The sequence below is a fragment of the Dyella subtropica genome, assembly GCF_026283965.1.
In the GTDB taxonomy this organism is placed as follows: Bacteria; Pseudomonadota; Gammaproteobacteria; order Xanthomonadales; family Rhodanobacteraceae; genus Dyella_D; species Dyella_D subtropica.
Genome location: NZ_JAPDPD010000010.1, coordinates 157,905 through 183,667, shown reverse-complemented (window position 1 = coordinate 183,667; position 25,763 = coordinate 157,905). Strand labels below are relative to the sequence as shown.

General features: G+C 63.7%; 29 protein-coding genes and 1 riboswitch. Of the genes, 12 read left to right on the top strand and 17 right to left on the bottom strand.

Translation table 11 applies throughout. The features are described 5' to 3' along the window. Window positions 1-112: 112 nt before the first annotated feature. The 3 genes from OUZ45_RS10870 to OUZ45_RS10860 all read right to left on the bottom strand — a co-directional run bounded on the left by OUZ45_RS10870 (window position 113) and on the right by OUZ45_RS10860 (window position 2,158). Window positions 113-688, bottom strand: coding sequence for a hypothetical protein (locus OUZ45_RS10870; protein ID WP_266170072.1), 576 nt, complete (start codon window positions 686-688; stop codon window positions 113-115). Between the two features lie 97 nt (window positions 689-785). Beyond that, window positions 786-1,004, bottom strand: a complete 219-nt coding sequence (gene hemP, locus OUZ45_RS10865; protein ID WP_266170071.1) for a hemin uptake protein HemP — start codon at window positions 1,002-1,004, stop codon at window positions 786-788. 185 nt (window positions 1,005-1,189) lie between these two features. Continuing rightward, window positions 1,190-2,158: a potassium channel beta subunit family protein gene (locus OUZ45_RS10860; protein ID WP_266170070.1), complete on the bottom strand. Its 969-nt coding sequence runs from the start codon at window positions 2,156-2,158 to the stop codon at window positions 1,190-1,192. 149 nt (window positions 2,159-2,307) lie between these two features. Between OUZ45_RS10860 and OUZ45_RS10855 the strand changes: the two genes are divergently transcribed. The 9 genes from OUZ45_RS10855 to OUZ45_RS10815 all read left to right on the top strand — a co-directional run bounded on the left by OUZ45_RS10855 (window position 2,308) and on the right by OUZ45_RS10815 (window position 10,140). Next, window positions 2,308-2,718, top strand: coding sequence for an SRPBCC family protein (locus OUZ45_RS10855; protein ID WP_266170069.1), 411 nt, complete (start codon window positions 2,308-2,310; stop codon window positions 2,716-2,718). 119 nt (window positions 2,719-2,837) lie between these two features. Then, the gene (locus OUZ45_RS10850) at window positions 2,838-3,773 is read left to right on the top strand and encodes a DUF6662 family protein (protein WP_266170068.1); all 936 of its coding nucleotides are present in this window, start codon (window positions 2,838-2,840) and stop codon (window positions 3,771-3,773) included. A gap of 9 nt (window positions 3,774-3,782) precedes the next feature. Continuing rightward, window positions 3,783-4,313, top strand: a complete 531-nt coding sequence (locus tag OUZ45_RS10845) for an FMN-binding protein (RefSeq protein ID WP_266170066.1) — start codon at window positions 3,783-3,785, stop codon at window positions 4,311-4,313. After that, window positions 4,288-5,160, top strand: coding sequence for an FAD:protein FMN transferase (locus tag OUZ45_RS10840; protein WP_266170065.1), 873 nt, complete (start codon window positions 4,288-4,290; stop codon window positions 5,158-5,160). The genes OUZ45_RS10845 and OUZ45_RS10840 overlap by 26 nt, the downstream gene beginning before the upstream one ends. Continuing rightward, window positions 5,157-5,636 (top strand): hypothetical protein, encoded by a 480-nt coding sequence (locus OUZ45_RS10835; RefSeq protein ID WP_266170064.1) that lies wholly within the window; start codon window positions 5,157-5,159, stop codon window positions 5,634-5,636. The genes OUZ45_RS10840 and OUZ45_RS10835 overlap by 4 nt, the downstream gene beginning before the upstream one ends. Before the next feature lie 279 nt (window positions 5,637-5,915). Next, complete coding sequence (locus OUZ45_RS10830; protein ID WP_266170063.1) at window positions 5,916-6,377, top strand: Csu type fimbrial protein; 462 nt, start codon at window positions 5,916-5,918, stop codon at window positions 6,375-6,377. A 19-nt stretch (window positions 6,378-6,396) separates the two neighbouring features. Next, window positions 6,397-7,140, top strand: coding sequence for a fimbrial biogenesis chaperone (locus OUZ45_RS10825; protein ID WP_266170062.1), 744 nt, complete (start codon window positions 6,397-6,399; stop codon window positions 7,138-7,140). 62 nt (window positions 7,141-7,202) lie between these two features. Next, window positions 7,203-9,599: a fimbria/pilus outer membrane usher protein gene (locus OUZ45_RS10820; protein ID WP_266170061.1), complete on the top strand. Its 2,397-nt coding sequence runs from the start codon at window positions 7,203-7,205 to the stop codon at window positions 9,597-9,599. After that, window positions 9,592-10,140, top strand: a complete 549-nt coding sequence (locus OUZ45_RS10815; protein WP_266170060.1) for a Csu type fimbrial protein — start codon at window positions 9,592-9,594, stop codon at window positions 10,138-10,140. The genes OUZ45_RS10820 and OUZ45_RS10815 overlap by 8 nt, the downstream gene beginning before the upstream one ends. Here the strand turns inward: OUZ45_RS10815 and OUZ45_RS10810 are convergent. Together OUZ45_RS10810 and thiL are read right to left on the bottom strand one after the other, a co-directional pair. Next, window positions 10,137-10,634: a phosphatidylglycerophosphatase A family protein gene (locus OUZ45_RS10810; RefSeq protein ID WP_266170059.1), complete on the bottom strand. Its 498-nt coding sequence runs from the start codon at window positions 10,632-10,634 to the stop codon at window positions 10,137-10,139. The genes OUZ45_RS10815 and OUZ45_RS10810 overlap by 4 nt on opposite strands. Continuing rightward, window positions 10,631-11,614, bottom strand: a complete 984-nt coding sequence (thiL, locus tag OUZ45_RS10805; protein WP_266170082.1) for a thiamine-phosphate kinase — start codon at window positions 11,612-11,614, stop codon at window positions 10,631-10,633. The genes OUZ45_RS10810 and thiL overlap by 4 nt, the downstream gene beginning before the upstream one ends. A gap of 142 nt (window positions 11,615-11,756) precedes the next feature. Here thiL and OUZ45_RS10800 point away from each other — a divergent pair, with 142 nt between their 5' ends. Beyond that, a complete protein-coding gene (locus OUZ45_RS10800; protein ID WP_266170058.1) occupies window positions 11,757-12,251 on the top strand; it encodes a nuclear transport factor 2 family protein in 495 nt (164 codons plus the stop codon). Window positions 12,252-12,446: 195 nt separating this feature from the next. Here the strand turns inward: OUZ45_RS10800 and OUZ45_RS10795 are convergent, their stop codons facing one another. The 7 genes from OUZ45_RS10795 to OUZ45_RS10765 form a co-directional block, all read right to left on the bottom strand. Then, the gene (locus tag OUZ45_RS10795; protein ID WP_266170057.1) at window positions 12,447-12,968 is read right to left on the bottom strand and encodes a GNAT family N-acetyltransferase; all 522 of its coding nucleotides are present in this window, start codon (window positions 12,966-12,968) and stop codon (window positions 12,447-12,449) included. After that, window positions 12,968-13,414, bottom strand: coding sequence for a transcription antitermination factor NusB (gene nusB, locus OUZ45_RS10790; protein WP_266170056.1), 447 nt, complete (start codon window positions 13,412-13,414; stop codon window positions 12,968-12,970). The genes OUZ45_RS10795 and nusB overlap by 1 nt, the downstream gene beginning before the upstream one ends. Then, complete coding sequence (gene ribH, locus OUZ45_RS10785; protein WP_266170055.1) at window positions 13,414-13,875, bottom strand: 6,7-dimethyl-8-ribityllumazine synthase; 462 nt, start codon at window positions 13,873-13,875, stop codon at window positions 13,414-13,416. The genes nusB and ribH overlap by 1 nt, the downstream gene beginning before the upstream one ends. Before the next feature lie 47 nt (window positions 13,876-13,922). Beyond that, the gene (ldcA, locus tag OUZ45_RS10780; RefSeq protein ID WP_266170054.1) at window positions 13,923-14,888 is read right to left on the bottom strand and encodes a muramoyltetrapeptide carboxypeptidase; all 966 of its coding nucleotides are present in this window, start codon (window positions 14,886-14,888) and stop codon (window positions 13,923-13,925) included. 121 nt (window positions 14,889-15,009) lie between these two features. Next, window positions 15,010-16,101 carry a bifunctional 3,4-dihydroxy-2-butanone-4-phosphate synthase/GTP cyclohydrolase II gene (gene ribBA / locus OUZ45_RS10775; RefSeq protein WP_266170053.1) on the bottom strand — a complete coding sequence of 364 codons (1,092 nt, stop codon included), beginning with the start codon at window positions 16,099-16,101 and terminating at the stop codon, window positions 15,010-15,012. A 147-nt stretch (window positions 16,102-16,248) separates the two neighbouring features. After that, complete coding sequence (locus tag OUZ45_RS10770; protein ID WP_266170052.1) at window positions 16,249-16,890, bottom strand: riboflavin synthase; 642 nt, start codon at window positions 16,888-16,890, stop codon at window positions 16,249-16,251. A 132-nt stretch (window positions 16,891-17,022) separates the two neighbouring features. Next, a riboswitch (FMN riboswitch) is annotated at window positions 17,023-17,202 on the bottom strand. Between the two features lie 124 nt (window positions 17,203-17,326). After that, window positions 17,327-18,238, bottom strand: a complete 912-nt coding sequence (locus OUZ45_RS10765; protein ID WP_266170051.1) for a LysR family transcriptional regulator — start codon at window positions 18,236-18,238, stop codon at window positions 17,327-17,329. Window positions 18,239-18,327: 89 nt separating this feature from the next. Between OUZ45_RS10765 and OUZ45_RS10760 the strand changes: the two genes are divergently transcribed. Beyond that, window positions 18,328-19,338, top strand: a complete 1,011-nt coding sequence (locus tag OUZ45_RS10760) for a zinc-dependent alcohol dehydrogenase family protein (protein ID WP_266170049.1) — start codon at window positions 18,328-18,330, stop codon at window positions 19,336-19,338. Between the two features lie 118 nt (window positions 19,339-19,456). Here OUZ45_RS10760 and OUZ45_RS10755 read toward each other — a convergent pair whose 3' ends face one another. The 5 genes from OUZ45_RS10755 to glyA form a co-directional block, all read right to left on the bottom strand. Beyond that, window positions 19,457-20,482, bottom strand: a complete 1,026-nt coding sequence (locus OUZ45_RS10755) for a Gfo/Idh/MocA family protein (protein WP_266170047.1) — start codon at window positions 20,480-20,482, stop codon at window positions 19,457-19,459. After that, window positions 20,479-21,318 (bottom strand): phytanoyl-CoA dioxygenase family protein, encoded by an 840-nt coding sequence (locus OUZ45_RS10750; RefSeq protein ID WP_266170045.1) that lies wholly within the window; start codon window positions 21,316-21,318, stop codon window positions 20,479-20,481. Before OUZ45_RS10750 ends, OUZ45_RS10755 begins: the two co-directional genes overlap by 4 nt. 10 nt (window positions 21,319-21,328) lie before the next feature. Then, window positions 21,329-22,450, bottom strand: coding sequence for a bifunctional diaminohydroxyphosphoribosylaminopyrimidine deaminase/5-amino-6-(5-phosphoribosylamino)uracil reductase RibD (ribD, locus tag OUZ45_RS10745; protein ID WP_425601684.1), 1,122 nt, complete (start codon window positions 22,448-22,450; stop codon window positions 21,329-21,331). A gap of 41 nt (window positions 22,451-22,491) precedes the next feature. Further along, window positions 22,492-23,013, bottom strand: a complete 522-nt coding sequence (gene nrdR, locus OUZ45_RS10740) for a transcriptional regulator NrdR (RefSeq protein ID WP_266170044.1) — start codon at window positions 23,011-23,013, stop codon at window positions 22,492-22,494. Between the two features lie 84 nt (window positions 23,014-23,097). Continuing rightward, window positions 23,098-24,351 carry a serine hydroxymethyltransferase gene (gene glyA, locus OUZ45_RS10735; RefSeq protein ID WP_266170043.1) on the bottom strand — a complete coding sequence of 418 codons (1,254 nt, stop codon included), beginning with the start codon at window positions 24,349-24,351 and terminating at the stop codon, window positions 23,098-23,100. Window positions 24,352-24,515: 164 nt separating this feature from the next. On the opposite strand from glyA, the gene OUZ45_RS10730 reads away from it, so the two are divergent. Continuing rightward, complete coding sequence (locus OUZ45_RS10730; RefSeq protein ID WP_266170042.1) at window positions 24,516-25,511, top strand: aldo/keto reductase; 996 nt, start codon at window positions 24,516-24,518, stop codon at window positions 25,509-25,511. The last annotated feature ends 252 nt before the right edge of the window (window positions 25,512-25,763 follow it).

Below are 25,763 nucleotides of genomic sequence, written 5' to 3'. Positions count from 1 at the left end.
CGGGCGCCGCCTCGACAGACAGCCAGTCTGCCTTCGCCGTCGCCCGGGCCGCAGGCGAGCTGACACAGCGGTGACGCCTACGTTGAATAGATCAGAGCATCCCTAGCCGTGGTCATGCCCCCCCGGCCAACTCAAGCGCATCGGCTCGGGCCACTTCGCGCGCAATGCCCTGCCCCAGGCTGGAGAGGCGGCGCGCGCCCCTGCTGCCGAGAACATGCAACCCACCCAGTCGCTGATGACGGAAATTCACCAGGCGAGCACACGCCGGACGAAACGGCCTCAGCACACGCCGAAATACAGGGCTGGCCTGCGGGGTGCCGGCGGTTAGCAGTACATCCCAGGCGAGATAGTCGGTATCGGGAAGCAGATGCAGACGTGCGCGCAGGCGCCCTTCCGCATCGATGCATTCGACCCATTCGCGCGGCCCTTCGGCGCCGATGACGCAATGAGTCGCCAGCCAACGCGTGCGCAGCAAAGGCATCAGCTCTGCTTGATCCACGAGCCAGCCGTGCGCCGGATGCTCCATCGCATCGCCATCCGCATGCATGGGCAGGTAGAGCACGCTGCCAAGCAACGGAAGACACGACGCCAACGTGTCCGGGCGGACATGCAGCCAATGTGTGTTGCCGGTGTGGGTGTGGAACTGCGGACAAACTGCCGCAAGGGCATGGGCGAACCAACCGAACATGGTCATTCTCCTGACAAGGAGACCCGGCTGGCGGCAAGGAGGGAATGCGCTGGCGATAGGCCTGTGGTGTTTGGAGAGTGGGCGTCCCCACCCTCGCTTACTTGGTGAGGATCAGCTTGCCGTTGCGGGTGAGGCGCAGGTGGTACTCGCTACCTTGGTGCGTAATCACCAGTTCGCGCTCACCTTCCAACAGCACCTGACTGGAAATGCGCCGTGTGGTGACGGCCGGCGCAGATGCCGGCTTCAGGCGTAGCAGGCTGAGCGGGCGAGACAGCAGTTCGGCCGGCTGAGGCAGGGAAAGCGTGGACATCGACATGAGCAACTCCGCGATCTGTCAAAGGGCGAAGTTGATGATAATCATTCTCATTTAAGTGTCAACAGCCTTGGTTGACGCTTCCCAGGACGGGAGTGGAGTAAGGGACACACGCGGCGACGGCACACCCCCTCCCCTGCCCCACGGGACTAGCTTCGCGTCGCAAGCAAGGGAGGAGCTAGAAGCGGTCACGCTACCGCTTGCTTGATCTTCGACAACACTGTCTCGTCCAGCTTCGGCAACACATCCAGCGCCGTCAGGTTGTGCTCCAACTGCTCCAACCTGCTCGCTCCCAACATCACCGTGGACACATGCGGATTCGCCAGACACCAGGCGATGGCCAGTTGTGCCTGCGTCACCCCGAGTTCTTCGGCGATCGGCTGCAATCGGCGCACCTTGGCGATGCGCTCGTCGCCCCGCTCCAGCTTCGCCTTGCGCAACCACTCGTAGCCCGGCTGCGCCAGGCGCGCATCGCCCGGGATGCCGTCGTTGTACTTGCCCGTGAGCAGGCCGGACGCGAGCGGCGACCAGATGGTGGTGCCCATGCCGAAGTCGCGGTACAGCGAGGCGTATTCCTCTTCTACACGTTCGCGGTGCAGCAGGTTGTACTCCGGCTGCTCCATCACCGGCGCGACCATATGGTTCTCGCGCGCAGCGCGGTGCGCCTCGCGAATCTCTTCCGCCGACCATTCGCTGGTGCCCCAGTACAGCACCTTGCCCTGGCGCACGAGGGTATCCATGGCGGCTACGGTCTCTTCGATCGGCGTGTCCGGATCGGCGCGGTGGCAGAAATACAGGTCCAGATGCTCTACGCGCAGGCGTTGCAGCGCCTGGTGGCAAGCTTCGATCACGTGCTTGCGCGACAGGCCGCGCTGGGTCGGCAGCGGGTTGTTCCGCGCGCCGAAAAACACCTTGCTGGACACACAGTAGCTGTCGCGCGGAAAGCGCAGATCGGCCAGCACGTCGCCCATCAGCGTCTCGGCCACACCGTGGTTATAGGTCTCGGCGTTGTCGAAGAAATTGACGCCGCGATCATGCGCCAACGCCAATAGGTCGCGCGCCAAGCTACGCCCTACCTGCTGCCCGAACGTGACCCAGGCGCCGAACGACAATGCGGAAAGTTGCAGGCCACTTTTGCCAAGGCGACGGTATTGCATGGGGAGGGCTCCAATCAGGGAATGAGCCAGCATGCCAAGAGCACGGCGTCAGCGTCCATGCCCTTCGGCTTGACCGGTGCTCCGATGGCCCACACGATACGGCCCGCCCGGCTGCCTAGCCGTCAGCCACTATTTCAAGGAAGCCGACGATGTGGACTCACGAACACAGCATGGAAACCAGCGCCTCGCCCACCCGCGTCTGGGCGCTGTTATCGGACGTGCCCGGATGGAAGCGCTGGAACGCCGGCATTGAAGAGATCCATATGCATGGGCCTTTCGCCGAAGGCACCACCTTCACCATGAAGCCCCCAGGCGAAGATGCTTTCACCAGCACCCTGATCGAAGTCGCCGCGTACGAAGTCTTCGTCGATGAAACCATCATCGACGGTACCCGCGTGCTGGTCGCCCACCGCATCGTGCCGCTCGCATCCGGGCGCACCCGGGTCACCTACAGCACCGAGATCACCGGCCCGGCCGCGGATATGTTCGGGCCGATGGTCACGGCCGATTTCCCCGACGTATTGAACGCCTTGAAGCAACTGGCCGAACAAACTGCCTGAGGCGAACCCGCCAGAGGTAGTGATTCGCAATATGTTGCGATTTTAATCGCGTGAATTGCAGATGCGAATCACTATCACTCATAATTGCACCCTGTTATTCGCACCACTCAGGGAGCTTTATGTCGCGTGCCTCCGCTCGCCGCTCGCGCGGCTTGCCCATCCTTTTTGCGCTCGCCGCCACCCTTGGGTTGAGCTTTCAACCCAGCGCCAAGGCTGAGGAGAGCCAGTTCGGCTACGTCTACACCACCGACCTGCTGCCCAAAGGCGCGAAAGAGGTCGAGCAATGGGCCACCTGGCGACGACAGAAAGTGGGCGGCCATTTCGATCAGATCGACGGCCGGACCGAGTTCGAATATGGCGTGACCGACAAGCTCCAGGTGGCGTTCTACGCTAACTATGTGTGGGCCCGCGCCTATCACAACGGCCCGTTCGGCGAGACCACCCCGCCGGAGCCGCTGTCCTATGACAAGCCCGGCCCGGATGACCACTACAACGCCAAGCGCTTTGTCGGTTTTTCGGGCGAGGCCATCTACCGCCTGTGGAGCCCGTACACCGATCCGCTAGGCGTTGCCGTGTACGTCGAACCCACGGTGGGCCCAGCCTTTCGCGAGCTGGAAACCAAGCTGATTCTGCAGAAGAACTTTCTGGATGATCGCCTGGTGACGGCGTTCAACTTCACCTACGCGCCGGAGTGGCGCTACGACCAGGTCGATGGCGACCCGACCCGCAAGAAATGGCAGGAAGAAACTGACATCAACGCGAATATCGCCGCGTCGTATCGCTTCGCACCGAATTGGTCGGCTGGCTTCGAGCTCGTCAACGAGCACGAATACAACAGCTACAACTTCAGAAAGGAATCGAACAACGGCTACTTCTTTGGCCCAGTGATCCATTACGGCGGCAAGCAGTTCTTTGTTACCGCGACCTTCCTTGAGCAGATGCCCTGGGCTACGTCGCATTCGGATTCAGTGCCCGGCGCGATTATCGGCCATCGCACCTTCGACAACGATTTCGAAAAGTATCGCCTGCGCATCAAAGCCGGCTGGTACTTCTGAGGCGATCCTATGAAATCACGATTCCTGCTGATTCCCGCCTATGCACTGGTGATAAGCGCACCGGTGCAGGCTACGGTATATCTCAGCGTCGAACAGGCGCAGGCGGTGATGTTTCCGGGTGCCAGCTTCACCCCGGATTTCGTCACCCTGACACCCGAGCAGATGAAGGCGATCGAGAAAGCCAGCGACGTCAACGTGCTCTCGCCGACTCTCAAGGTGTGGCGTGTTTCCACCGGCGGCTGGTTCATCGCCGACCAGGTGGTGGGCAAGCACGAATACATTCCCTTCGCGCTCGCCATCGATGCCCAAGGCGCGGTGAAAGCGGTAGAGATTCTTGAATATCGGGAAACCTACGGCGACCAGGTGCGCAACGAAGCCTGGCGCGCGCAATTCACCGGCAAGACCAAGGATGCGCCGCTCAAGCTCGGCAACGACATCAAGAGCATCTCCGGCGCCACACTGTCGAGCCGGCACATCACCGACGGCGTCAAGCGTCTACTCACGACCTACGACCTTGTGCTCGCCCACTCAAACCATTGAACGCGCGCGCCCGCTGCTCGGCACCACCGTCAGCGTTCGCGTCGAAGGCGCCGACGAAACGCGCGCGCATCGGGCGATCGATGCGGCGTTCGCGGCGGTCGAACGTGTGCATTCGCTGATGAGTTTCCACGACGCCGGCAGCGACTTGTCCCGCCTGCATGCCGCGCAGTCCGGCGAGCGCGTGATCGTTGATGCGCAGACGGCCGAGGTCTTGCACGAAGCCTTGCGACTCTCCGAACTGAGCGATGGCACCTTCGACGTCACCGTCGCAGAGCAGCTGGTGGCGTGGGGCCTGCTTCCCACACCGCGCAGCAGCCAGCTCCCCGCCACGGGAGCCAGCTGGCGGGACATCGATATCGATGCCGATAACGGTGTGCGTCTGCAACGCCCGCTGTGGATCGACCTCGGTGGTATCGCCAAAGGCTATGCCGTCGACCGCGCCATCGATGCCTTGCGTGCACACGGCATCGAACACGCCTGCGTCAACGCCGGCGGCGACCTGCGCACATTGGGCGAAGGGCCACACCTCATCGCCATAGCCACCGACGAATCAGCACCATCGCATCACCCCATACTCGAACTAGGCGAAGCCTCCGTAGCGACCAGCAGCGGACGCGCTTTCTCCGGCGCCGGCGTGGGACCGCACATCGACGGACAACACCGCGCAGGGATCGGACTGAGCCAGAGCGTCACCGTCGTCGCCGAGCACTGCATGCACGCCGACGCATTGACCAAGATCGTCATGGCGATGGGCATGCGCAGTGCCGACGTCCTCCAGCATTTCGATGCCGTGGCTTATCTGCAGGATGCATCCGGCCATTGGACATCCATCGGTGCCTCGGCATGACCGCGCATTCCCATCCGCACAACGTCGTCGGCCACCGGACACCACTCCGGCTGTCTCGCCGTCGCCGTCATATGGTGTACGCCATCGGCTGGACGCTATGGCTCAGCGGCGTGCTCTGGCTGCTGTTCCACTACGCCTTGATGCGCAAAGGCGAATTCGGCGACACCCCGCACCCGCTGGAACCATGGTGGTTGCGCCTGCACGCCGCGATGGCGTTCGCCACGTTATGGAGCTTCGGCCTCGTCTGGGGCGTCCACATCGTCGCGGGCTGGCGCACCCGCCGCCAGCGCCTCTCCGGCGGATTTTCCGTTGCGTTGCTGGTCTGGCTATCCGCCACCGGCTACCTGCTCTACTACCTCACCGACGACCATTGGCGAGGGATCAGCGCCGTAGCGCACTGGGCTACAGGCCTGGCGATGCCCGTGTTATTAGCCATCCATATCATGCTTGGACGCCGACGGTCCAAGCGGATGTAGGCGACCTCATCCGGAGCAACTCGCTGTTCTTGCTCTTGGTGTCGTGCGAAGCACTAGACATAGTTTTTGGTGTGCGGCCCATTGGCGTGTACAAAACGTCGAAACAGATGCAGCCCAAATGCATCTGCTTGCACCCTGCGTTGTAAAGATATAAACAGCTTGGCAAATTAGCCAAAGCTGAGGCTACTATGCGCCTGCCAATGGTTATATCTCTCCGCTTATCTTACGCACCGTATTGAGACTGGTTTCTGGTTTACTGCTTTCCAAAAAGGGGCCTCCATGAATGTTCTCTCGGCACGTAGTGTTTTTCTTGCGCTTCTTCTTGTGACTTCTGTCACGACCATGGCGGATACCAGCAGCATCGCCGTTCGCGCCAGCGTGCGCGGCAGTTGCGTCATTACCAGCGCGGACGATGTCGATTTCGGCACCCTCGAAACCGGTGATGTCACATCTCATGAGGCCACTGCAAACGTCCAGTATTGGTGCTCCAACGGCCTCTCCTACACGCTTGCCCTGGATGATGGCCTCCATGCCGGTGGTCCTGGCCAACCCGCCATGAAGCGGACGACTGGCGTGGAAAAGATTCCGTATTCGGTCACCATCACGCCGACATCGGGTATTGGCCTCGGCCCTACGCCCAGCCAAACGGCCGTGGTCAAAGCCACCATCGAAAAAGACCACGCCCAGGCTGCCTCCGTGGGCGATTACGAAGACACGCTAACCGTTACCCTCGAACCGTAAGCGGCCAAGGAGTCGCCTCATGCGCACAACCATGTATGGAAGCCTTGCACTCGGCCTGATCTTGTTTTCGAGTGCGGCAGGAGCCGTGAATTTTTCCGTAGCGCCGGTGCATCTCGATTTTGCAGCCAACCGCTCGGCCAGCATCGAGGTGAGCAATCCGTCCGACAAACCATTGGATCTGCAGATCCAGGCACAGACATGGACGCAGGGCGCCAACGGCAAAGATCAGCATGACGACACGGATGCCTTGAGCATCTACCCCGCGCGGCTGACCCTTCCTCCGCAAGGAAAGCGCACCGTGCGCATTGCACCCACCGGCAAAAGCGATCGCCCAGCCACCGAGCAAGCGTACCGGCTGTACATCACGGAACTGCCGCCGCCCCGTGCCAGTGACAAGCCGGCGGCCGAACACATAGCCGTACGCCTGCGCTTCGGACTGCCGGTATTCGTGCATCAACCCAAAGCCTCGCCGCATCTTGAAGGCCTCGTGGTCGGCGGTTCGAACGGCGCCGTGGACGTCAAGGTATCCAACACGGGTTCGGCGCATGCGCGCCTGACCTCCGTGACATCCGTTCCAGAAGGCCCGTCGCAGAGCAAGCTGGATGAGTGGTACCTGCTTGCCGGCAGCTCCCACGTTTATCGCGTGGCGGTGCCCACGGCGCTGTGCCAGCAAGACCACTTCACACTGCGCTTGGCGACCGACAACGGCAAGCCCACCGACATACCTGTGAAAGTGCCCAGGGAAACCTGCGGCAGGAGCTGACCTCGCCGCATCGGGAGCCGATCCGCGCCATCCAGCGCGGGTTGGGAAGGAGCATGTGCTTGATGTTTCGGACGGATCGTCCACACCCGTGGATGCGCCGCAGCGGGTTGGCCTGGTGCATGGTCGCGGCGCTCGCGACGATGCCGCCGGTGATCGCCCAGGAAACACCTCCATCGACGAACGTCCGGCACGCGCTCACCGAAGTGATGTGGACGATCGACGTCAATCACGACAAACCGTTCGAAGCCGATGCGCTTACCGACGGCGAACACGTTTACCTGTCGGAAGCCACGTTTGCGCGCCTGGGGTTTCAAGCCGATGCAACCCCTCCCGCGCCAATGCATCCATTCAAGGGCAGGAACTATTTCCTGCCGCAGAACATCCCGAGAGTGGAGGCAAAGGCCGATTTCGATCGCCTGGCCTTGCATCTGCTGGTGCCCGGCACGCTGCTGAAGTCGCAGGCGATCGAACTGACCCGCAGCAATGTACGGCCCATCACCCCCACACCCTATTTCTCGGGCTTCCTCAATTACAGCTACAGCCAGACGCGTTCGCAAAACGCCGTCTACCAGTCGGCATGGCTTTCGCCTCACGTACGTGTCGGCGGGTGGTCCCTGTTCGACGATCATGTGCTGCAGGACAGCCCAGAAGGCTTTCATCAGACACGCCTTCGGACGACCGCGTTCCGCGACTGGCCCAGCGATGCGCTGCGTTTCAGCGTCGGCGACAGCGTGCTGGACACCGGAGATCTGGGGATAGCCATCCCGTTCGCCGGGCTGCGCCTGCAACGCACCTACAGCTTGCAGCCCGGGGAGATCACCACGCCTACCGCAACCGTCGCCGGCGTCGCGCAGGCTCCGTCAGTCGCCCAGATCTACATGGATGGCGTATTGATCGGCGAAACCCGCGTCACGCCCGGGCCTTTCAGTTTTCAGAATCTGCAGAATTACGGCGGCCTGCGCACCATCCAGGTGGTGCTTCGCGATGCCACCGGTGGCGAACAGCTGTATCGCGTTCCGTTCTACTTCGCCAACAACCTCCTGAAAGCGGGCCTCGATACCTTCGACATCGGCCTGGGCGCACTGCGTCAACGCATAGGCAGCGGCGACTACGCCGACTACGCCGGCGCCCTGTCCTACCTCTATGGCGTGACCGATAACTGGACCGTGGGTCTCCATGCCAGCGCTGTCCCAGGTGACCGTCGCGTCACGCCGCTGACCACGATTGGCCTGGGGCCACTCGGCACGGTCACCCTGATCAACGCGTGGCGCGACCATCACGGCCTGCACCGTCGCGCCAGCGAACTCAACTACAGCACGCAGTGGCCGCGAACGCTCTGGCGCTTTCAATGGCGACATAGCCAGCGAGGCTTTGACGACCCGCTGCCCGGCAGCGGTATCGAAAGCGTGCTGCCCGACTTGCGTGCACGCGACAGCTACACGATAGGGCTCTCACAAGCGCTGGGCCGGTTAGGCAACGTGTCGATCAACTTGGCCGAACTGCGCAGGTTCGATGGCAGCGTGCTGCATAGCGCCTCAGCCTCCTGGTCCACCGGCCTGCCAGGACGCGGCTTGTTCCAGCTCAGCGGCCTGTCGACCCATGGCGCAGGCACCCGCCTCCGCGGCTTCATGGCATCGATCATTTATGCGTTCGGCCAACGCGGCCATGTCAACACCGGTTATCGGCGGACCACTGGCAGCGACCCGCAAATCTACGCGCAAGCCTCCTCGGATCCACCGGTGTCCGGTGGGTTCGGCTACCGCCTCTACGCAAGTCATCAGGAAGGCTTGAACGACCGCGACGTCGATCTGGAATGGCGCACATCGTGGATGGATATGAGCGTGGGTGCGCGGCAAGTGGAGGCCGGCGGCGACGAGCGCCATGCCCAGCGATTCAGCATGGCCGGATCGCTCGCCATGGTCGGCGGCCGCGTCTATGCAACACCGACCGTCGACAATGCGTTCGCGGTCGTGTCGGTGGGCTATCCGGGCGTCGGCGTCTATCGCTCCAGCACACTGGTCGGAAAAACAGACAGCCAGGGCACGCTGCTCATCCCCCAATTGGCGCCCTATGCGGGCACGCGACTTTCGGTGAAGGAGGAGGACCTGCCGCTGGACGTCGATCTCGTGTCGCCCAGTATGGAGGTCGTACCACCTGATGGCGCTGGGCTACTGCTTCACTTCGTCCTTCCGAAGATCGCCGCCGTAACGGGCATGCTGCGTTTTTCGCCCTCGCTCGGGGCGGCCCCTATCGACAATCACACCATCAAGGTGACGACACCTTCAGGTGCGGTCGTCGAGTCGCGCACCGGCGACCGCGGCTTCTTCGAACTGGAACAAGTCACGGAAGGCATGTACCGCATCGATGTCGACGGTATCGATACCCGGTGCAACGCGCATCTGAGCATACCGGCGCATGCGCCGCCCATTTGGCAGGCAGGCGAGGTGATCTGTGAATAGATGGCTGAAGCCGGCAAGCCTGATGCTCTTGCTAGGCACAGCAGCCTGCGGCGCCGCGCAAGCACAGTTCACCCTGCCGCCCTCCCCTCACCCCATCGACAGCATGCCTGCGGCGCGGCATGCCGCGTCGCGCAGCGCCCCGGCGGTACCGAACGCCGACGCATGCCACATGATCATCAATGACTTTTACTTCGGCACGTACACGGCGGGTCAAAGTGCTGTACTGCTGGGAACGCTAGGCATCACCATCCATTGCGATACCCCCATGGTGGTTCAATTGTCCGTATCGCCAAGCGCCAACATGCCCGACTTCGTGTCACGCGCCATGAAGAAAGTCGGAGGCGACGATCTGCTGCATTACCAGCTCTTTACGGATTGGACTCGAACCAGGATTTGGGGCGATGGCAGCGGGCAGACCTCACTACTCGTCCTGGATACCTCCGATAGCGACACTGCAAATGCTTTCGGCAGTGTCGGTGCGTTGCAGAACGTTTCGGCTGGCGACTATGTGGATGACGTGACGGTGACACTGGAGTTTTAGCGAATTTGTGCGAGCACACCCAACACGACGGCGGCGAACAGCCCGGCCACGACGTCGTCCATCATCACGCCGAGCCCCCCCTTCAACCGACGATCGAGCCAGCCGATGGGCCAGGGCTTCCACACGTCGAACAGGCGAAACAGCGCGAAGCCGGCGAGCACTGCCCACCATGGCGCCAGCAGAGCCGGGGCAAGCGCAATCCATTGCCCGATGAATTCGTCCCAGACGATGCTGCGGTGGTCGTCCACGCCCAGCGCACGGCCCGCGACGTCGCACGCCCACACGCCGATCGCGAAACCAAGCACGATCACGAGCAAGTACAGCGGCATCGATAGATGGCGAAGCAACAGCCATGGCAGCAGCGCGGCAAGCGATCCGAAAGTGCCTTGCGCTATGGGTGCAAGGCCCGAGCCGAAGCCGCAGGCAAGCCAGCCGGCCGGACTCGAGATAAGCACGCGGCGCTGCGCATCAGTGAGGGTTTTCTTGTCGCTCATGCCGCGAAATGATCCCAGCCTTGCCGCGCTGGTTCCAGCCAGGAACCATCCGCCTCGCGTACGCGCACACCGCTGCCTTCGACAATGCGACCGATGCGCGTAGCGCCACAACCGAGACGCGCCAGGTCGGCCTGCACATCGGCCACCCGCGTCGAAGGTACGGTGAAGCACAACTCGTAGTCGTCGCCACCACTCAGGGCAAAATCGCGCGTGCTGGTTTCGTCGAACAAGCCAAGCAGCGCGGAAGAACGCGGCAACAGCACGCTATCGATCTCGGCGCCGACGCTGCTCTCCTCACAGATGTGGCCGAGATCGGCCAGCAGGCCATCGGATATGTCCAGGCACGCATTCGCACGATCGCGCAACGCAACACCGGCGGCCAGTCGTGGCGTCGGGCGATTCAATCGACCCACTAAATAGTCGCGCGGTGCATCGCCTGCCTCGACACGCCCGCCGTGCTGCAGCAGATACAAACCAGCGGCCGCATCGCCCAGCGTGCCGGTGACAAGCACGACATCGCCGACCTTCGCGCCGGCACGCGTGAGCGCCTTGCCCGGTGGCACGAAGCCGTGCACCGCCACGCTGATGGTCAACGGCCCGCTGGTCGTGTCGCCCCCCACCAGAGCCAGACGATGCGGCTGTGCGAGTTGCGCAAAGCCTTCGGCGAAGCCATCGATGAAAGCCTGAATCGCGTCGGCGGATTGCGCTTTGGGCAGGGTCAGCGCGAGCAAGGCCCAGGCCGGGCTCGCGCCCATCGCGGCAAGGTCAGAGAGATTCACCGCCAGCGACTTCCAGCCGATATCGGCCGGCGCGGTATCGCGGGGGAAATGCACGCCTTCGACCAGCGTGTCGATCGTCACCGCCAGCTCCTGCCCTTCCGGCACGGCGAGCAGTGCGGCATCGTCGCCAATGCCCAGGCGCACGTCGTCGCGGCCTTGCGCGGTACGTTCGCGAATGCGGTCGATCAGGCGGAATTCCATGGGCATCGGCAGCTGCTAAACAGCGCAAAGCAGACCATCTGCGCAGGGACAGTGCAAGCTGGCATCTAGGCAAATGGTCATGCAGTCGCCCGGTTGCTGCCTCGCTAGACTCCGCTGACCGCCCTTTCGAAAGGCTTTGCACATGCGTATCCAGCTGTCATCCACGCTCGCTCCCTTCGCCGCGCTGGCCTTTATCGCGATGCTCGCGCTGGCACCCTTGGCATCCGCTCGCGCCAGCACCCCGGAAGAACGAGCCGTTGAAGAACAGGCCGTGCTCGCTCCGTTCCAGTCGGTGCTCGACGCTATTGCCAAGCGCGACCACAACCTGATGCGCGACAACCTGCTGCCAGGTGGCATGGCCACGCTCAAGCGCGGCGACAAGATCACGCAGCTGCATTTCGACACGTTCATCGACCACATCCCCGTGACTGGTTCACAGCAGCTGCTGGAACGCATCCATGACCCGCTGGTGCGGATCGACGACGATATCGCTGTGATCTGGACGCCTTACGAGTTCCTGATCGACGGCAAGGTCGATCACTGCGGCACCGATATTGCCCATCTGGTGAAGCGCGAAGGGCGTTGGTTGATCGCTGGCATCGCAGATACGCAGCGCATGGACTGTCCGGCGAAGTGATGTCTTTGGTGGCGATGCCCCCGCCGGAGCTTGGGTGAGGTGTTCGCAAGGGCTTACCCCCTCCCAGCCTCCCCCTGCAAGCAAGGGGAGGAGCTAAGAGCTCGCGACGTCCTGCTCCCTCCCTTGCTTGCAGGGGAGGGTTGGGGAGGGGTAAGCCCTTGTGACAGCCTGCCCTACTAGCTTCCGCGAGCCCTATCAGCGAGCAAACACGATGGTCGGCTTGCCGTGATATACGGTGCGCTGCCACTCGCGGAAGCCCGCCTTCTCCGCCACGCGAATCGACGGCACGTTCTCGGGCGAGATAATGCACACAGCGCGCAGGTGGCTGAAGTTCTCCTGCCCCCACGCCGTAACCGCAGCCACGGCTTCGCCCGTATAGCCCTTGCCGTGAGCGTGGGGCGCCAGCGCCCAGCCAAACTCCAGCATGCCTTGCAGCGAAGGGGCGATATCGCGCTTCAGATCGGCATGGCCGATATCGCCGATGTAACGGCCGCTGTCTTTTTCCTCAACGGCCCAATAACCGTAGCCAAGCAGGCCCCACATACCGGCATAACGCAGCATGCGATCCCACACTTGCTCGCTGGTGAAGGGAACGCCGCCGATGTAGCGCGTGACTTCGGGGTCCGACCAGATCGCAAGGCAGGTGTCGTAGTCGTCGATGCGATGTGCGCGCAGCACGAGGCGCTCGGTTTCGAGCACCGGCACCTGCATCGACATCAGCCCCTCTTCTCCGTCGCGCGCAACGCACCGGCGAGCTTGTCCAGCACGCCGTTGACGTAGCTGTGGCCATGGTCGGCGCCGAAGCGCTTGGTGACCTCGATGGCCTCGTTGATGATCACGCGGTACGGCACATCCGGGCGGTACTTCAATTCGTACGCCGCGATGCGCAGCGCGGCGCGCTCGATCGGATCGATCTGCCCGACCTCGCGGTCCACATAGGGCTTGAGGCTGTCGTCGATGGCGTCGATGTTGCGCTCCACGCCGTGCAGCAGATCCTCGAAGTATTCGAGGTCGGCCACTTCCATGTCCTGCTCGTGGCGGAACTGATCGATCACCGCGTTCATGTGGCTGCCGCTGAGTTGCCACGCGTACAGCGCCTGCAGAGCGCGACGGCGGGCGCGGGAGCGGGCGGCGAGATCGATGCCTTCGGGACGCTGGCTCATCACAGCTTTCCGTACAGGTTGACCATCTCGAGCGCAGCGATGGCAGCGTCGGCGCCCTTGTTGCCGGCCTTGGTGCCGGAGCGCTCGATGGCCTGCTCGATGTTGTCGGTGGTCAGCACGCCGAACGCCACCGGCACGCCGGAACTGTACGCCGCCTGGGCCAGGCCCTTGGCGCATTCGCCGGCCACGTAGTCGAAGTGCGGGGTGGAACCACGGATCACCGCGCCCAGCCCGATCACCGCAGCGTACTTGCCGGAGTTGGCCAGCTTGTGCGCGGCCAGCGCGATTTCCCAGGCACCGGGCACGCGGATCAGCTCGATGTCGTCGTCTTTCACACCATGGCGCACCAGCGCGTCGCGCGCACCGGCCACCAGCGGCTCCACGACGAAGCCGTTGAAACGGCCAGCGACGATGGCAAAACGGCCCTTGGGCGTGGCGAAATCGCCTTCGATGATCTTCATGGTCAATGTGTTCCTGGTGGACCGCGGGCCCATGTGAGCCGCGTATTTTACGGGATTTCGGGAAGCCTGCCCGGATCGGGCCGCGAAGCGCCCTCCGGCAGGTGCGGATAGCCGCCGAACGACAGCGTCGCCTGCCCCGCCGCCACGCGCAGCCGTGCTGGAGCGCCGAACGGCAGGGTCAGTTTGTCTGGCTCGTGCCCCCAGGGCAGGCCGTGGACCACCGGCACCCGCGTCACGCGGCTGATCTGGGCGAAACCGGCGTCGAGGTCGTAACCGTTGTCGTAGGCGCTGGGGCGGCACTGGCTGAAGTCGCCCAGCACCAGGGCGCGCTGGCGATCCAGCACGCCGGAAAGGTGCAGCTGGTAGAGCAGACGCTCGATGCGGAACGGTGGCTCGCCGATGTCTTCGACGTACAGGATGCCGCCATCGATCGCGGGGAAATACGGCGTGCCGATCAGGCTACACAGCACCGCGAGATTGCCGCCCCATAGCGGGCCTTCCACGTCCAGCTCGGCATCGCCCGGCGCGCTCCAGCTTCCGCTCGCCTGCGGCGAGGTCAGCGTCTGCCAGAAGTGCTGCCAGGTGAAGGCACTGGGTTCGGCCGCACCGAAATCCGGCCCCAGCATGGGTCCGCCGAAGGTGGTGAGCCCGCTGCGCGCGTAAAGCGCCAGCTGGAGTGCGGTGAAGTCGCTGTGGCCGACCAGCAAGGCTCCGCCGTCGCCGAGGCGTTCGCGCAGCGCGTCGTAGTGGAGGTGTTCGAGCAAGCGGGTGGCGCCATAGCCGCCCCGGATCATCAGCGCGATGTCCGGCAGCACGTCGGCCGTGGCCAGCGCGTTGATATCGGCCACCCGTTCGGGATCGGCTCCGGCGTAGCGCAGGTCTGCGCGATCCAGCACGTCCAGACCGTCCAGCTCACAACCCGCAGCGCGCAAACGCGCCACGCCGCGCGCCATCGCGGGGCGATCATGGGGGTAACCGGAAGGGGCGATCAGGCGGATGGTCGTCGAGGTCATGGCGCTGGGTCGTTGAGGGAAGCCGGCAGTATGCCGTCGGCAAGATGGCCTGCGCATGGCGAGCGTCAGGCGCTGCGCGGCAGGTTGGGACGAGCGTATGCAAGCCCCAACCCATGCGTACTCACACGTGCTCGACCACTTCCAGGCCGAAGCCGGCGAGGCCCACCAGCTTGCGCGGCGTGCCCAGCACGCGCAGCCGATGCACGCCGAGGTCGGCCAGCATCTGCGCGCCCAGACCCAGCTGGCGCCACTCCTGCTGTTGCACCTCTTCTGGCGCCTGCGTCGTCGGCTGACGATTCAGGCGGCGCAGCAAGGCATCGGGCGTGTCTTCGCCAGACAACACCAGCAGCACACCGCGGTCTTCGTCGGCGATGCGACGCAAGGCCGACGTCACGGTGAGACCGAGATCATCGCGCTGAAGATGCAGCACGTCCGACAAGGTGTTGCGCACATGCACGCGCGACAACACGGGCTCGCCGTCGTTGACCTTACCGCGGACCAGAGCGAAGTGCAGGCCGTGGTGAATCGCATCGCGGTAAGCGACCAGCCGGAACGAACCGAACTCGGTTTCGACCTGTTCTTCGTGCACCCGCTGCACGGTCTTTTCGGTTTCCAGGCGATAGCGAATCAGGTCCGCGATCGTGCCGATCTTCAAACCATGCTTCCGCGCGAACACTTCCAGCTCGGGACGACGCGCCATCGAGCCGTCTTCATGCAGAATTTCGATCAGCACGGCGGACGGCTCCAACCCCGCGAGCGCGGCGAGATCGCAACCGGCTTCGGTATGCCCGGCACGCGTCAGCACACCACCCGGCTGCGCGGTGAGCGGGAAGATATGCCCCGGCTGCGACAGATCCTGCGGCTTCGCATCCGACTTCACCGCCACCTGGATGGTGCGCGCACGATCATGCGCAGAGATACCGGTGGTGACGCCTTCGGCCGCTTCGATCGAGACGGTGAAGTTGGTTTGATACGGCGAGGTGTTGTCGCTGACCATCGGACGCAGGCCGAGCTGGCGCGTGCGCTGTTCGGTGAGCGTAAGGCACACCAGGCCGCGTGCTTCGCGCACCATGAAGTTGATGTCTTCCGGCCGCACCATCTGCGCAGCCATGATCAGATCGCCTTCGTTCTCGCGATCTTCATCGTCGAGAAAGACGACCATGCGGCCGGCGCGGATGTCTTCGAGAATTTCGGGGATGGTGTTGAAAGCCATGTATGGGATCTCGGAGTAATGTTCGTTTTGCCCCTCCCCCTGCTCACAGGGGAGGCTGGGAGGGGGTAAGCCCTTGAGTCAAGCTTCACGATTCACGTGAGGGGCTTGACCCCACCCCAACCCTGCTTCACGCAAGGGAGGGAGTCATTAGGCGAAGCCGTGCTGCTTGAGGAACGCCTCGTCGATACGGGGCGCTTCACCGCTGCCGATCAGCCGCTCGATATAACGCGCCACCACGTCCACCTCGATATTCACCGCATCGCCCGCGCGGCGCGCATGGAAGGCGGTGTGTTCGACGGTGTGCGGAATCAGGTTGACGCCGAAGCGGTTGCCGGAGACCTCGTTGACGGTGAGGCTGGTGCCGTCGATGCAGATCGAGCCCTTGGCGGCGATGTAGCGCGCGAGTTGCGCGGGCACTTCAAACACCCAGCGCAATGAACGGCCGTCCGGCGTGATGGACACCACCTTGCCCACGCCATCGACATGGCCGGAGACGAGATGGCCACCCAAACGGTCGGCGAGGCGCAGCGCTTTTTCCAGATTCACCGGATCGCCGGCTTTCAACTTGCCCAGCGTGGTGAGCGAGAGCGTCTCGTTGGAGACATCCGCGCTGAAGCCACGCGACTCTAGCGTTACGGCGGTCAGGCACACACCGGAGACGGCAATGCTATCGCCCAGCTGCGCGTCGGAGAGATCGAGATCGGCCGTATCGACATGCAGGCGCACGTCGCCGCCACGCGGTTCCAGCCGCGCGATGCGGCCTACGCTCTGAATGATGCCGGTGAACATCAGTGCACCTCCTGCATGGAGGCGTTGGGATGACTATGACTCTGGTCGGACATGAAACGTTTCCCGCGTTGGAAGCCAGCGAAAAACGCCCCAAGGCGCATGGCACGCGCACGCCGATAAGGGCGAGCGCGGTACCGTCTTCTCTTATCCGGACTTTCTGGAAACTGCTGCCAGCTTCCAACCGTCGGCTCCGGCATCGGACCGGATCTGCTGACCCTTCGCCATACTTGCGAAGGCGCTCGCGGGCTCGTTGTCAGGTCACCCTTTCAACCTACCGCCGGTGGGGAGTTTCGCCCCGCCCTGAAGACGCTATGAGTTTGCCGGGAGACCCGGCCGGCGGATTCTAGCACCCATCATCCCCTGGACTTCGGATAGCACGATGCCTCCAGGCAAACGCAGCGTTCCATGGGGCGCACGACCATCGCCTGCTCCGCCCTCAATCCGCGGCCAGCGCTTCGACCAGATAGTCGATCAGCCGCCGCAAGGCCGGCGTGCGATCCGCACCGGGCAGCCACACCAAATGAATCGGCGAACTGGCCAGTTGCCAGTCCGGCAATACTTCGATCAGACGGCCGTTGGCGACCAGGACATCGGCCATATAGTCGCCCTGGATCGCGATGCCGACGCCGGCCAGCGCGGCATCACGCACGGCCTGCGAGTCGTTGCTGGTCAATACCGGATCGATACGCACCGAACGGCGCCGACGCTGCTGGCTGAACTGCCATAAGGTGCCGGTGCGCAAGCCGCTGAAAGCGATGCAGCGATGTGCCTTCAAGTCGGCCGGGTCGGCCAGGGCCGGCGCGGATGCCAGATACCCGGGCGCAGCGCATAGGTAGCGCCGCATGATGCCCACCCGGCGCGCCACTAGTTGCGTGTCGGCAAGCCGGCCCACGCGAAGCGCCAGGTCGATCTTCGCCTCGACCAGGTCGACATAGGCGTCATCGTAGACCGCTTCCACCCGAATCTTTGGATGACGCTGCATGAAGGACGCCAGCAGCGGTGCGATGCAATGACGCCCGTAAGCCGCCGGCAAGTGCAGGCAAAGGCGCCCGGACGGCTCGTCGCCACGCGGACGCAGCTCGGTCGCCAGCTCGGAAATCACGCCTTCCAGGCGCAGGCAATGCGTCAGCAATTGTTCGCCGCGCGCCGTCAGGCTCATCCGCCGTGTCGTGCGCAGAAACAACTTGGCGCCCAACGCGCTTTCCAGCGCGGCGATGCGCCGGCTCAACACCGACGGCGTACAGCCAGCCTCGCGCGCCGCCTGCGAAAAATTCAGCCGCCGGGCCGCCACGGTGAAACCGCGCAGTTCCCGCAGGCGGGTCGGCGTCAGCTCGAATGATTTGTTCATAGAGTGAATTAAAGATATGCCAATTCGATGAATTATCACCGAAGCCAGTTAGGCCGACCATGCCGCCATTCCCAACACGGAGCATCGTCATGCGCGCCTATCAACTCCCCGCTTTTGGCCTGGAACACCTGCAGCTCGTCGACTTGCCCGCGCCCCGCCCGGGCCCGGGCGAGGTGCTGGTGAAGATGGAAGCCGCCTCGCTCAACTATCGCGACCATCTGCTGGTCAGCGGCCAGCTCTACCGCGGCGTGAATCTGCCGATCGTGCCGGTCTCCGACGGTGCCGGCACGGTGCTGGAGGTCGGCCCCGGCGTCACCCGCTTCAAGCCGGGCGACCGCGTCACCACGTTCTACAAATCGCGCTGGCTCGCTGGAAACGTCAGGCCGGAATGGGAAGGCGCCGATCTTGGCGGCCCCTACGATGGCGCCATGCGCGAGCTGGCTTGCTTCGACGCCTACTCGCTGGCCCATGCGCCCAAGCATCTCTCCAGCCTGCAGGCCGCCAGCTTGCCGATCGCGGCACTGACGGCCTGGCAGGCCTTGGAGATGGCACGGATTACGACCGGACAGAGCGTGCTGGTGATTGGCACCGGAGGCGTCGCGCTGTTCGCGTTGCAGTTCGCCAAGCTGCGCGGCGCGAAGGTGATCATGGTTTCGTCCAGCGACGAAAAACTCGAACGCGCCAAGGCGCTCGGTGCGGACGTCGGTATCAACTATGCGAAACAGCCCGCATGGGGCAACGCCGTGCGCGAAGCCAACGGCGGCATCGGCGTCGATGCGGTGATCGAAAACGCCGGCGCAGCCACCCTCGCGCAATCGCTCGAAGCGGTAGGCATGCACGGATTCATCGGCTTGATCGGATTCATCAGCGGCATCGATGCGCCCTTGTCGCTGACCAAGGCGATCCTCAAGCGCGTGCACTTGCAGGGCATCTCGGTGGCTTCGCTGGAAGAGCACGAGCGCATGGTGCGGGCCGTCGAGGCGACTGGCCTGGAGCCGGTGATCGATCGCAGCTTCGGCTTCGGCCAATTGCACGAGGCCTTCGAATACCTGGTCGAAGGCAAGCACTTCGGCAAGATCGGTATCGATTTTGCGAGGTGATGGCCGGTGCGGGTTCCGCTCGCATTCCTCAACGGCAGGGCTTTCGCGAGCACCCGCCCCTCCCCCCAACCCTCTCTCCCCCCAACTGAATAGGGATGGGGGGAGAGGGTGCAAAGCGTCAACGGCCGTTAGTCTGGCCGGTCATGCGGCGGTAATCGCGCAGCACCTGATCCATCACCCAGCTGGTGCGCGCGCCGGTCTCGGCGTTGGATGGGCAGGCCCCGGCCTGCCCGGCGAGTTCAGCCACGATGGTTTCGATCAGCGGCTGCTGGATGTGTGCCGGATTGTCGATACGGAACTCCTTCACACCCTCCGCGTTCTCGACGCGGATGGGACCGTCACCAAAGGTGGCGAAGGCGATGCGACCGTGATCGCCGATCACTTCGATGCAGTCGTGATGCTTGAAGCTGTCGAAATTCCACAACCCCGTGCCGAGGATGCCGTTGCCGAAGGCGAACGACATGGCGACGGTGTCTTCCGGCGGATAGGCCTTGAGTTGATTGCTGGCGTGACCGCTCACGGAGACGATGGGACCGAACAGCCAATCCAGGATATCCAACGTGTGGCAGCCGATATCCATGAAGATGCCGCCACCGGAAATCTCCGGGCGCACATGCCATGGCAAGTTGCTGCTGTCGTGATAGCGCGGGTGGTGCGGTTCGTACAACACCGTGTTGACGATCCTCGGTGTACCAATGGCCTTCGCCTCGAACAGCAGCTCGCGCACCTTGTGGAAGCGCGGCAGCATGCGGCGGTAATAGGCGACGAACACCGGTACGTTTGCCTCGCGCCCGGCGCCAATGATGGCCTCGCACTCGGCGTGATCCATTGCCATCGGCTTTTCCACATACACCGGCTTGCCCGCGGCGATGCTCATCAATGCGTAGTGCTTGTGCGTTGACGGCGGTGTCGCGACGTACACCGCATCCACCTCGGGATCGGCGATCAAGGCGGCCGCATCGTCATACCACTTCGGTACGCCATGGCGCTGGGCATAGTCACGCGCCTTCTCGCCATCGCGGCGCATCACCGCGACCAGCGCGGAGTGCGGCGCCTTCTGAAAGCCCGGGCCACTCTTCACCTCGGTAACGTTGCCGCAACCGATGATGCCCCAGCGAATGACTTTTACGCTCTCGCCGCTCATTTGATGACGAATTCCTTGCTGATGAATTGCTGGTGCCAGGCATGGTACTGGTCGACCTGCGGATAGCGCTCGCGCTCGGCGATATGCGCTTCCAGGGCGGCGCGCACGTTCGGGGCCAGGCTGCTCAGATAGTCCGCGGTGTACTCGCGATGATCGAGCACGCCGAAATGGCAAGTCGGCTCGCGCAGGCTGGAATGAAAACCGAGATGGATGGTGATGCGCCGCTCCGCCAGCACACCGGCGTAACCACGATGCACTGCGTAGTTGTTGTAGAACACCGCCTGCCCCGGCTGCAGCACCAGCTGAAGGCCATCCTCCAACGGCTCGGCATCCACCGGTGCGATGCGCAGGTCGTTGCCGAAGATGCGCTGCTCCGCTTCGTTGAGTGCGCGGCGATGACTGCCGGGCACGATCCACAAACAGGGATCGGGCGTGAGCGAGATATTCGCCTGCACGTAGTTGTAGTGGTAGTCGTCGCTGAACCAGTGCGGGTCGATTTGATCATCCGGCACCTGCATCAGATCGCGGTGCCAGCCTTGCCGGTAATCGACACCGGCGTCGGCGCAGAACAGCGAAGCGCCGTCGATGATGATGCCCTCGCCGAGCAGGTCGGCGGCGATCGCGCAAATGGTCGGATGGCAGATGATGTCCTGGATCGCACGGACATCTTTGCCCGGCTGCAGGAACTGCAGGTTCATCATCTTCCCGCGTTCGCCGCGCTCGCGCCGCGCCGCGTCGACACCGTCTACGTAACGCGCAACTTCACCGGCATCCAGCACCTGGCGGATTACGTAACCCTGGGTTCGGAACTGCTCCAGCTCCGTGTGGGAAAGCATGTGTGTACCTCTAAACCATGTTGTCGCGGGCTGTCGGCGCGGGACGCAGCCTCAGCCTGATATCCGATCCCAGCATACGCTGGTCAAGTAGCTGGAGATTCCAGCGTTCGCCCATGTCACTCAAGGCAGGCAACTGCAGCAGCGGACGCCCATGATTGCCCAACAACAGAGGTGCCATATAGATCAGCAACTCATCCGCCAGACCCGCGGCCAGCAAGGCGCCGCAAAGCGTTGCGCCTGCTTCCACGTGTACCTCGTTGCAGCCACGCTCGGCCAGCAGGCGAAGCACCGCCGCCAGATCCAATTGCCCGTTCTGCTCAGCTACCAACGCACGCTCGACGTGGGCGACATGCGTCGGCTCGACAACGCCAGCCGCATGCAGCACGAGCGTTGGTGCAGCGTGGTCGAGAACATGGCTTGCCGTTGGCGTGCTCAGCCGGCGATCCAGCACCACGCGCAGCGGCGCCGTGAACGCTTCGCCTTCCGGCAGGCGCACAGTAAGGCGTGGGTTGTCCGCCAGCACGGTGCCGCTGCCGGTGAGGATCGCGGAGCTGCGTGCACGCCAACGCTGCACGTCGGCACGCGCGGCATCACCAGTGATCCACTTCGATTCGCCATTCGCCAGTGCGGTGCGTCCATCCAGACTCATCGCCAGCTTCACGCGCACCCAGGGACGGCCACGTTCGATGCGGCTGAAGAAACCGATATTGAGTTCGCGCCCCGCCTCCCGCATCAACCCGGACTCGACGACGATGCCGGCGCCGCGCAGCTTGCCGATGCCACGGCCAGCCACCTGCGGAAAAGGGTCCTCGGTAGCGATCACCACGCGCGATACGCCAGCGGCAACCAACGCGTCCGCACAGGGTGGCGTACGCCCGTGATGCGCACAGGGTTCCAGCGTCACATACGCGGTCGCGCCACGGGCGCGCTCGCCAGCCGCACGCAACGCGAACACTTCGGCATGCGGCTCGCCTGCGCGCTGATGCCAGCCTTCGCCCACCACCACGTCGCCGTGTGCGATAACGCAGCCGACGCGCGGATTAGGTTGGGTCGTGAACAGGCCACGCTCGGCCAGGCGCAGCGCGTGCGCCATATGCTGATGATCGATTGCACTGAAGGGGATGGGCGACATGCGAGGCATTCTCGCAGAATGCTGCGGACGGCGGAGAAGAGTCAGCTCTTCTTACTACGCTTGATGCCGCCCTCGCCCAGCAGCGAGAGCTGCAGGTTTTCGAGCCCAGGCAGATCGCGCTCGAGTTTCTCGATCTCCTCGCGGAACGCCTGCACGTCTTCGAACTTGCGATAGACCGAAGCGAAGCGCACGTAAGCCACCTGATCCAGCTTCTTCAGCTCGCGCATCACCAGCTCACCCACCTCCCGCGACGGCACTTCGCGATCGCCGCTCTTGCGCAGGTCGTTGACGATGGTGCGCACGGCCACATCCACCGCGTCGCTCGCCACCGGCCGCTTCTGCAAGGCGCGCTCGAAACTCACGCGCAGCTTGCGTTCGTCAAAGCTCTCGCGCCGTTCACCGCTCTTCACGATGGCCGGCAACTTCAGCTCGGCCGTCTCGAAGGTATTGAAGCGCTCGCCGCACTGCGGACACTCACGACGACGGCGCACGGTGGCGCCGTCCTCAGCAAGCCGCGAATCGATCACGCGGGTGTCTTCGTGCTGGCAGAAGGGGCAATGCATAGGTCAGGAGTGAGTGTAGAGAAGTGAGCAACGAGAGAAAGGGCTTTTACTCACTTCTCACTCCTCTTCACTGATTTCTGACTCTCAGCCGTAAACCGGGAACTTCTTGCACTGCGCCGTGACTTTTTCACGCACCGTGGCGATCACCGCCTCGTCGGCCGGCGCGTCAAGCACGTCGCAGATCCAGCCGGTCAGCTCGATCGCATCCGCTTCCTTGTAGCCGCGGGTGGTGATGGCCGGCGTACCGATACGCAGGCCGGAGGTGACGAAAGGCTTGCGCGGGTCATTTGGCACGGCGTTCTTGTTGACGGTGATGTGGGCCTTGCCCAGCGCCTCTTCCGCGTCCTTGCCGGTGACGTCGCGGCCGATCATGTCGACCAGCATCAAGTGATTCTCGGTACCGCCGGACACGATCTTGTAGCCGCGCTCGATAAAGGTCTTGGCCATGGCCTTGGCGTTCTTCACCACTTGCGCCTGATAGTCCTTGAACGACGGCTCCAGCGCTTCCTTGAACGCCACCGCCTTGGCGGCGATCACGTGCATCAGCGGGCCACCCTGGATACCGGGGAACACGATGGACTGCAGCTTCTTCTCGATCTCTTCGCCAACGTCCTTGGCGATCACGAAGCCGCCGCGCGGACCGCGCAGGGTCTTGTGCGTGGTCGAGGTAACGATGTGCGCGTGCGGGACCGGGTTCGGGTACACACCCGCGGCGATCAAGCCTGCGACGTGAGCCATGTCCACGAACAGATAAGCACCCACCTTGTCGGCGATAGCGCGGAAGCGCGCCCAGTCCATCACCTGCGAATAAGCGCTGAAGCCAGCGACGATCATCTTCGGCTTGTGCTCGACGGCGAGGCGCTCGACTTCGTCGTAATCGACCAGGCCCTGCTCGTTGACGCCGTACTGCACGGCGTTGAACAGCTTGCCGGAGATGTTGACCTTGGCGCCGTGGGTCAGATGGCCGCCGTGCGCCAGCGACATGCCGAGGATGGTGTCGCCCGGCTGCAGCAGGGCCAGATACACCGCCTGGTTGGCCTGCGAGCCGGAATGCGGCTGCACGTTGGCGTAGGTAGCGCCGAACAGCTGCTTGAGGCGGTCGATGGCCAGCTTCTCGGCCACATCCACGTACTCGCAACCACCGTAGTAGCGCTTGCCGGGATAACCTTCGGCGTACTTATTGGTCAGCACGCTGCCCTGGGCTTCCATCACACGCGGGCTGGCGTAGTTCTCCGAGGCGATCAGTTCAACGTGATCTTCCTGGCGACGGGCTTCGTCGGCGATGGCCTGGGCCAGTTCAGCGTCGTAACCGGCGATCGTCTCGTTCTTCGGGAACATCCTGACCTCTGCATGTGGCGAGCGGGGATAGAGCCGGAAAGTGTAGCGCCCGGGGGGCTTAGCGGCCACCGCCAGGCGAGCGGTGGCCATCCGCCCTATCTCAACGCTTGCCGGAAGGCGAAACCCGGGGGCAGCATGAGCATCTCTAGACCGGAGCCCAGTCCATGAAATGGCGTTCTCTCGGCAAGCAGAACCTGCACGTCTCCGCCCTGGGCCTGGGCTGCATGGGCATGTCCGACATGTACGGCGCTACCGAGCGAAGCGAGAGCAGCGCCACCATCCTCGCGGCGCTCGATGTGGGCATCAGCCTGCTCGACACCGGCGATTTCTACGGCATGGGCCACAACGAGATGCTGCTCGGCGAGGCCCTGGCCGACCGGCCGCGCGACGGCTACCTGCTCAGCGTGAAGTTCGGCGCACAGCGCGGACCGGGTGGCGAATGGCTGGGCTACGACGCGCGCCCCTCGGCGGTGAAGACCGCCCTCGCCTACTCGCTCCGGCGGCTCCGCACCGACTACGTCGACATCTACCGCCCTGCCCGGCTAGACCCGAACGTGCCGATCGAAGATACCGTGGGCGCCATCGCCGACCTGGTCAAGGACGGCTACGTGAGGCACCTGGGCCTGTCCGAAATGGGCGTCGACACCATCCGCCGCGCCTCCAGCGTGCTGCCGGTGGTCGACCTGCAGATCGAATATTCGTTGATTTCGCGCGGCGTCGAACAAGCCATCCTGCCCGCCTGCCGCGAACTGGGTACCGGCATCACCGCCTACGGCGTGCTATCGCGCGGCCTGATCAGCGGCCACTGGTCGAAGGAACGCAGCACCGACGCACGCGACTTCCGCACCCACAGCCCGCGCTTCCAGGGCGACAACCTCAACCACAACCTGGCCCTGGTCGACCTGCTGCGCGAACTGGCCCAGGCCCGTGGCGTAAGCGTGGCGCAGCTGGCCATTGCCTGGGTGCTGGCGCGTGGCGAAGACGTGGTACCGCTGATCGGCGCACGCACGCGCTCCCGCTTGACTGAGGCACTGGGTGCGCTCGACGTCATCTTGAGTGCCGACGACCTCGCCGCGATCGGGCGCGCCGTGCCTGCTGGCGCGGCAGCCGGGGACCGCTACAGCACGCAGGGCATGGCATCGCTGGATAGCGAGCGATAACGCGCTGCGGCCAAAAACCTCAAGCCGCAAAGTAGCGCCGTTGTACCGAGCGCCCACACCCCTCCCCAACCCTCCCCTGTCCCACGGGACTAGCTTTGCGTCGCAAGCAAGGGAGGGAGCAAAAGCAAAGCGATGCAAAGCGAGCCCGTGACGGGTCCCCTGTGCAGCGGTGAGGGCTGGACGATCAGGCCCCGAAGGGGGCATCGACAGGACGTCGATGCCTTTTCGACACGACAGGGACGTCGTGTCGAA

What these genes read in the sequence shown, in the direction of transcription:
- OUZ45_RS10850 (WP_266170068.1), top strand. Translation starts at nt 2,838, where the DNA reads ATGTCGCGTGCCTCCGCTCGCCGCTCGCGCGGCTTGCCCATCCTTTTT.
- hemP (WP_266170071.1), bottom strand. Translation starts at nt 1,004, where the DNA reads ATGTCGATGTCCACGCTTTCCCTGCCTCAGCCGGCCGAACTGCTGTCT.
- OUZ45_RS10870 (WP_266170072.1), bottom strand. Translation starts at nt 688, where the DNA reads ATGTTCGGTTGGTTCGCCCATGCCCTTGCGGCAGTTTGTCCGCAGTTC.
- OUZ45_RS10795 (WP_266170057.1), bottom strand. Translation starts at nt 12,968, where the DNA reads ATGTCGATGCAGGTGCCGGTGCTCGAAACCGAGCGCCTCGTGCTGCGC.
- ribH (WP_266170055.1), bottom strand. Translation starts at nt 13,875, where the DNA reads ATGAAGATCATCGAAGGCGATTTCGCCACGCCCAAGGGCCGTTTTGCC.
- OUZ45_RS10730 (WP_266170042.1), top strand. Translation starts at nt 24,516, where the DNA reads ATGAAATGGCGTTCTCTCGGCAAGCAGAACCTGCACGTCTCCGCCCTG.
- OUZ45_RS10810 (WP_266170059.1), bottom strand. Translation starts at nt 10,634, where the DNA reads ATGAGCGACAAGAAAACCCTCACTGATGCGCAGCGCCGCGTGCTTATC.
- OUZ45_RS10855 (WP_266170069.1), top strand. Translation starts at nt 2,308, where the DNA reads ATGTGGACTCACGAACACAGCATGGAAACCAGCGCCTCGCCCACCCGC.
- OUZ45_RS10860 (WP_266170070.1), bottom strand. Translation starts at nt 2,158, where the DNA reads ATGCAATACCGTCGCCTTGGCAAAAGTGGCCTGCAACTTTCCGCATTG.
- OUZ45_RS10845 (WP_266170066.1), top strand. Translation starts at nt 3,783, where the DNA reads ATGAAATCACGATTCCTGCTGATTCCCGCCTATGCACTGGTGATAAGC.
- ldcA (WP_266170054.1), bottom strand. Translation starts at nt 14,888, where the DNA reads ATGACCTCGACGACCATCCGCCTGATCGCCCCTTCCGGTTACCCCCAT.
- OUZ45_RS10760 (WP_266170049.1), top strand. Translation starts at nt 18,328, where the DNA reads ATGCGCGCCTATCAACTCCCCGCTTTTGGCCTGGAACACCTGCAGCTC.
- ribD (WP_425601684.1), bottom strand. Translation starts at nt 22,450, where the DNA reads ATGTCGCCCATCCCCTTCAGTGCAATCGATCATCAGCATATGGCGCAC.
- OUZ45_RS10765 (WP_266170051.1), bottom strand. Translation starts at nt 18,238, where the DNA reads ATGAACAAATCATTCGAGCTGACGCCGACCCGCCTGCGGGAACTGCGC.
- thiL (WP_266170082.1), bottom strand. Translation starts at nt 11,614, where the DNA reads ATGGAATTCCGCCTGATCGACCGCATTCGCGAACGTACCGCGCAAGGC.
- nusB (WP_266170056.1), bottom strand. Translation starts at nt 13,414, where the DNA reads ATGAGCCAGCGTCCCGAAGGCATCGATCTCGCCGCCCGCTCCCGCGCC.
- OUZ45_RS10750 (WP_266170045.1), bottom strand. Translation starts at nt 21,318, where the DNA reads ATGCTTTCCCACACGGAGCTGGAGCAGTTCCGAACCCAGGGTTACGTA.
- OUZ45_RS10830 (WP_266170063.1), top strand. Translation starts at nt 5,916, where the DNA reads ATGAATGTTCTCTCGGCACGTAGTGTTTTTCTTGCGCTTCTTCTTGTG.
- ribBA (WP_266170053.1), bottom strand. Translation starts at nt 16,101, where the DNA reads ATGGCTTTCAACACCATCCCCGAAATTCTCGAAGACATCCGCGCCGGC.
- OUZ45_RS10835 (WP_266170064.1), top strand. Translation starts at nt 5,157, where the DNA reads ATGACCGCGCATTCCCATCCGCACAACGTCGTCGGCCACCGGACACCA.
- nrdR (WP_266170044.1), bottom strand. Translation starts at nt 23,013, where the DNA reads ATGCATTGCCCCTTCTGCCAGCACGAAGACACCCGCGTGATCGATTCG.
- OUZ45_RS10770 (WP_266170052.1), bottom strand. Translation starts at nt 16,890, where the DNA reads ATGTTCACCGGCATCATTCAGAGCGTAGGCCGCATCGCGCGGCTGGAA.
- glyA (WP_266170043.1), bottom strand. Translation starts at nt 24,351, where the DNA reads ATGTTCCCGAAGAACGAGACGATCGCCGGTTACGACGCTGAACTGGCC.
- OUZ45_RS10755 (WP_266170047.1), bottom strand. Translation starts at nt 20,482, where the DNA reads ATGAGCGGCGAGAGCGTAAAAGTCATTCGCTGGGGCATCATCGGTTGC.
- OUZ45_RS10825 (WP_266170062.1), top strand. Translation starts at nt 6,397, where the DNA reads ATGCGCACAACCATGTATGGAAGCCTTGCACTCGGCCTGATCTTGTTT.
- OUZ45_RS10800 (WP_266170058.1), top strand. Translation starts at nt 11,757, where the DNA reads ATGCGTATCCAGCTGTCATCCACGCTCGCTCCCTTCGCCGCGCTGGCC.
- OUZ45_RS10820 (WP_266170061.1), top strand. Translation starts at nt 7,203, where the DNA reads ATGTTTCGGACGGATCGTCCACACCCGTGGATGCGCCGCAGCGGGTTG.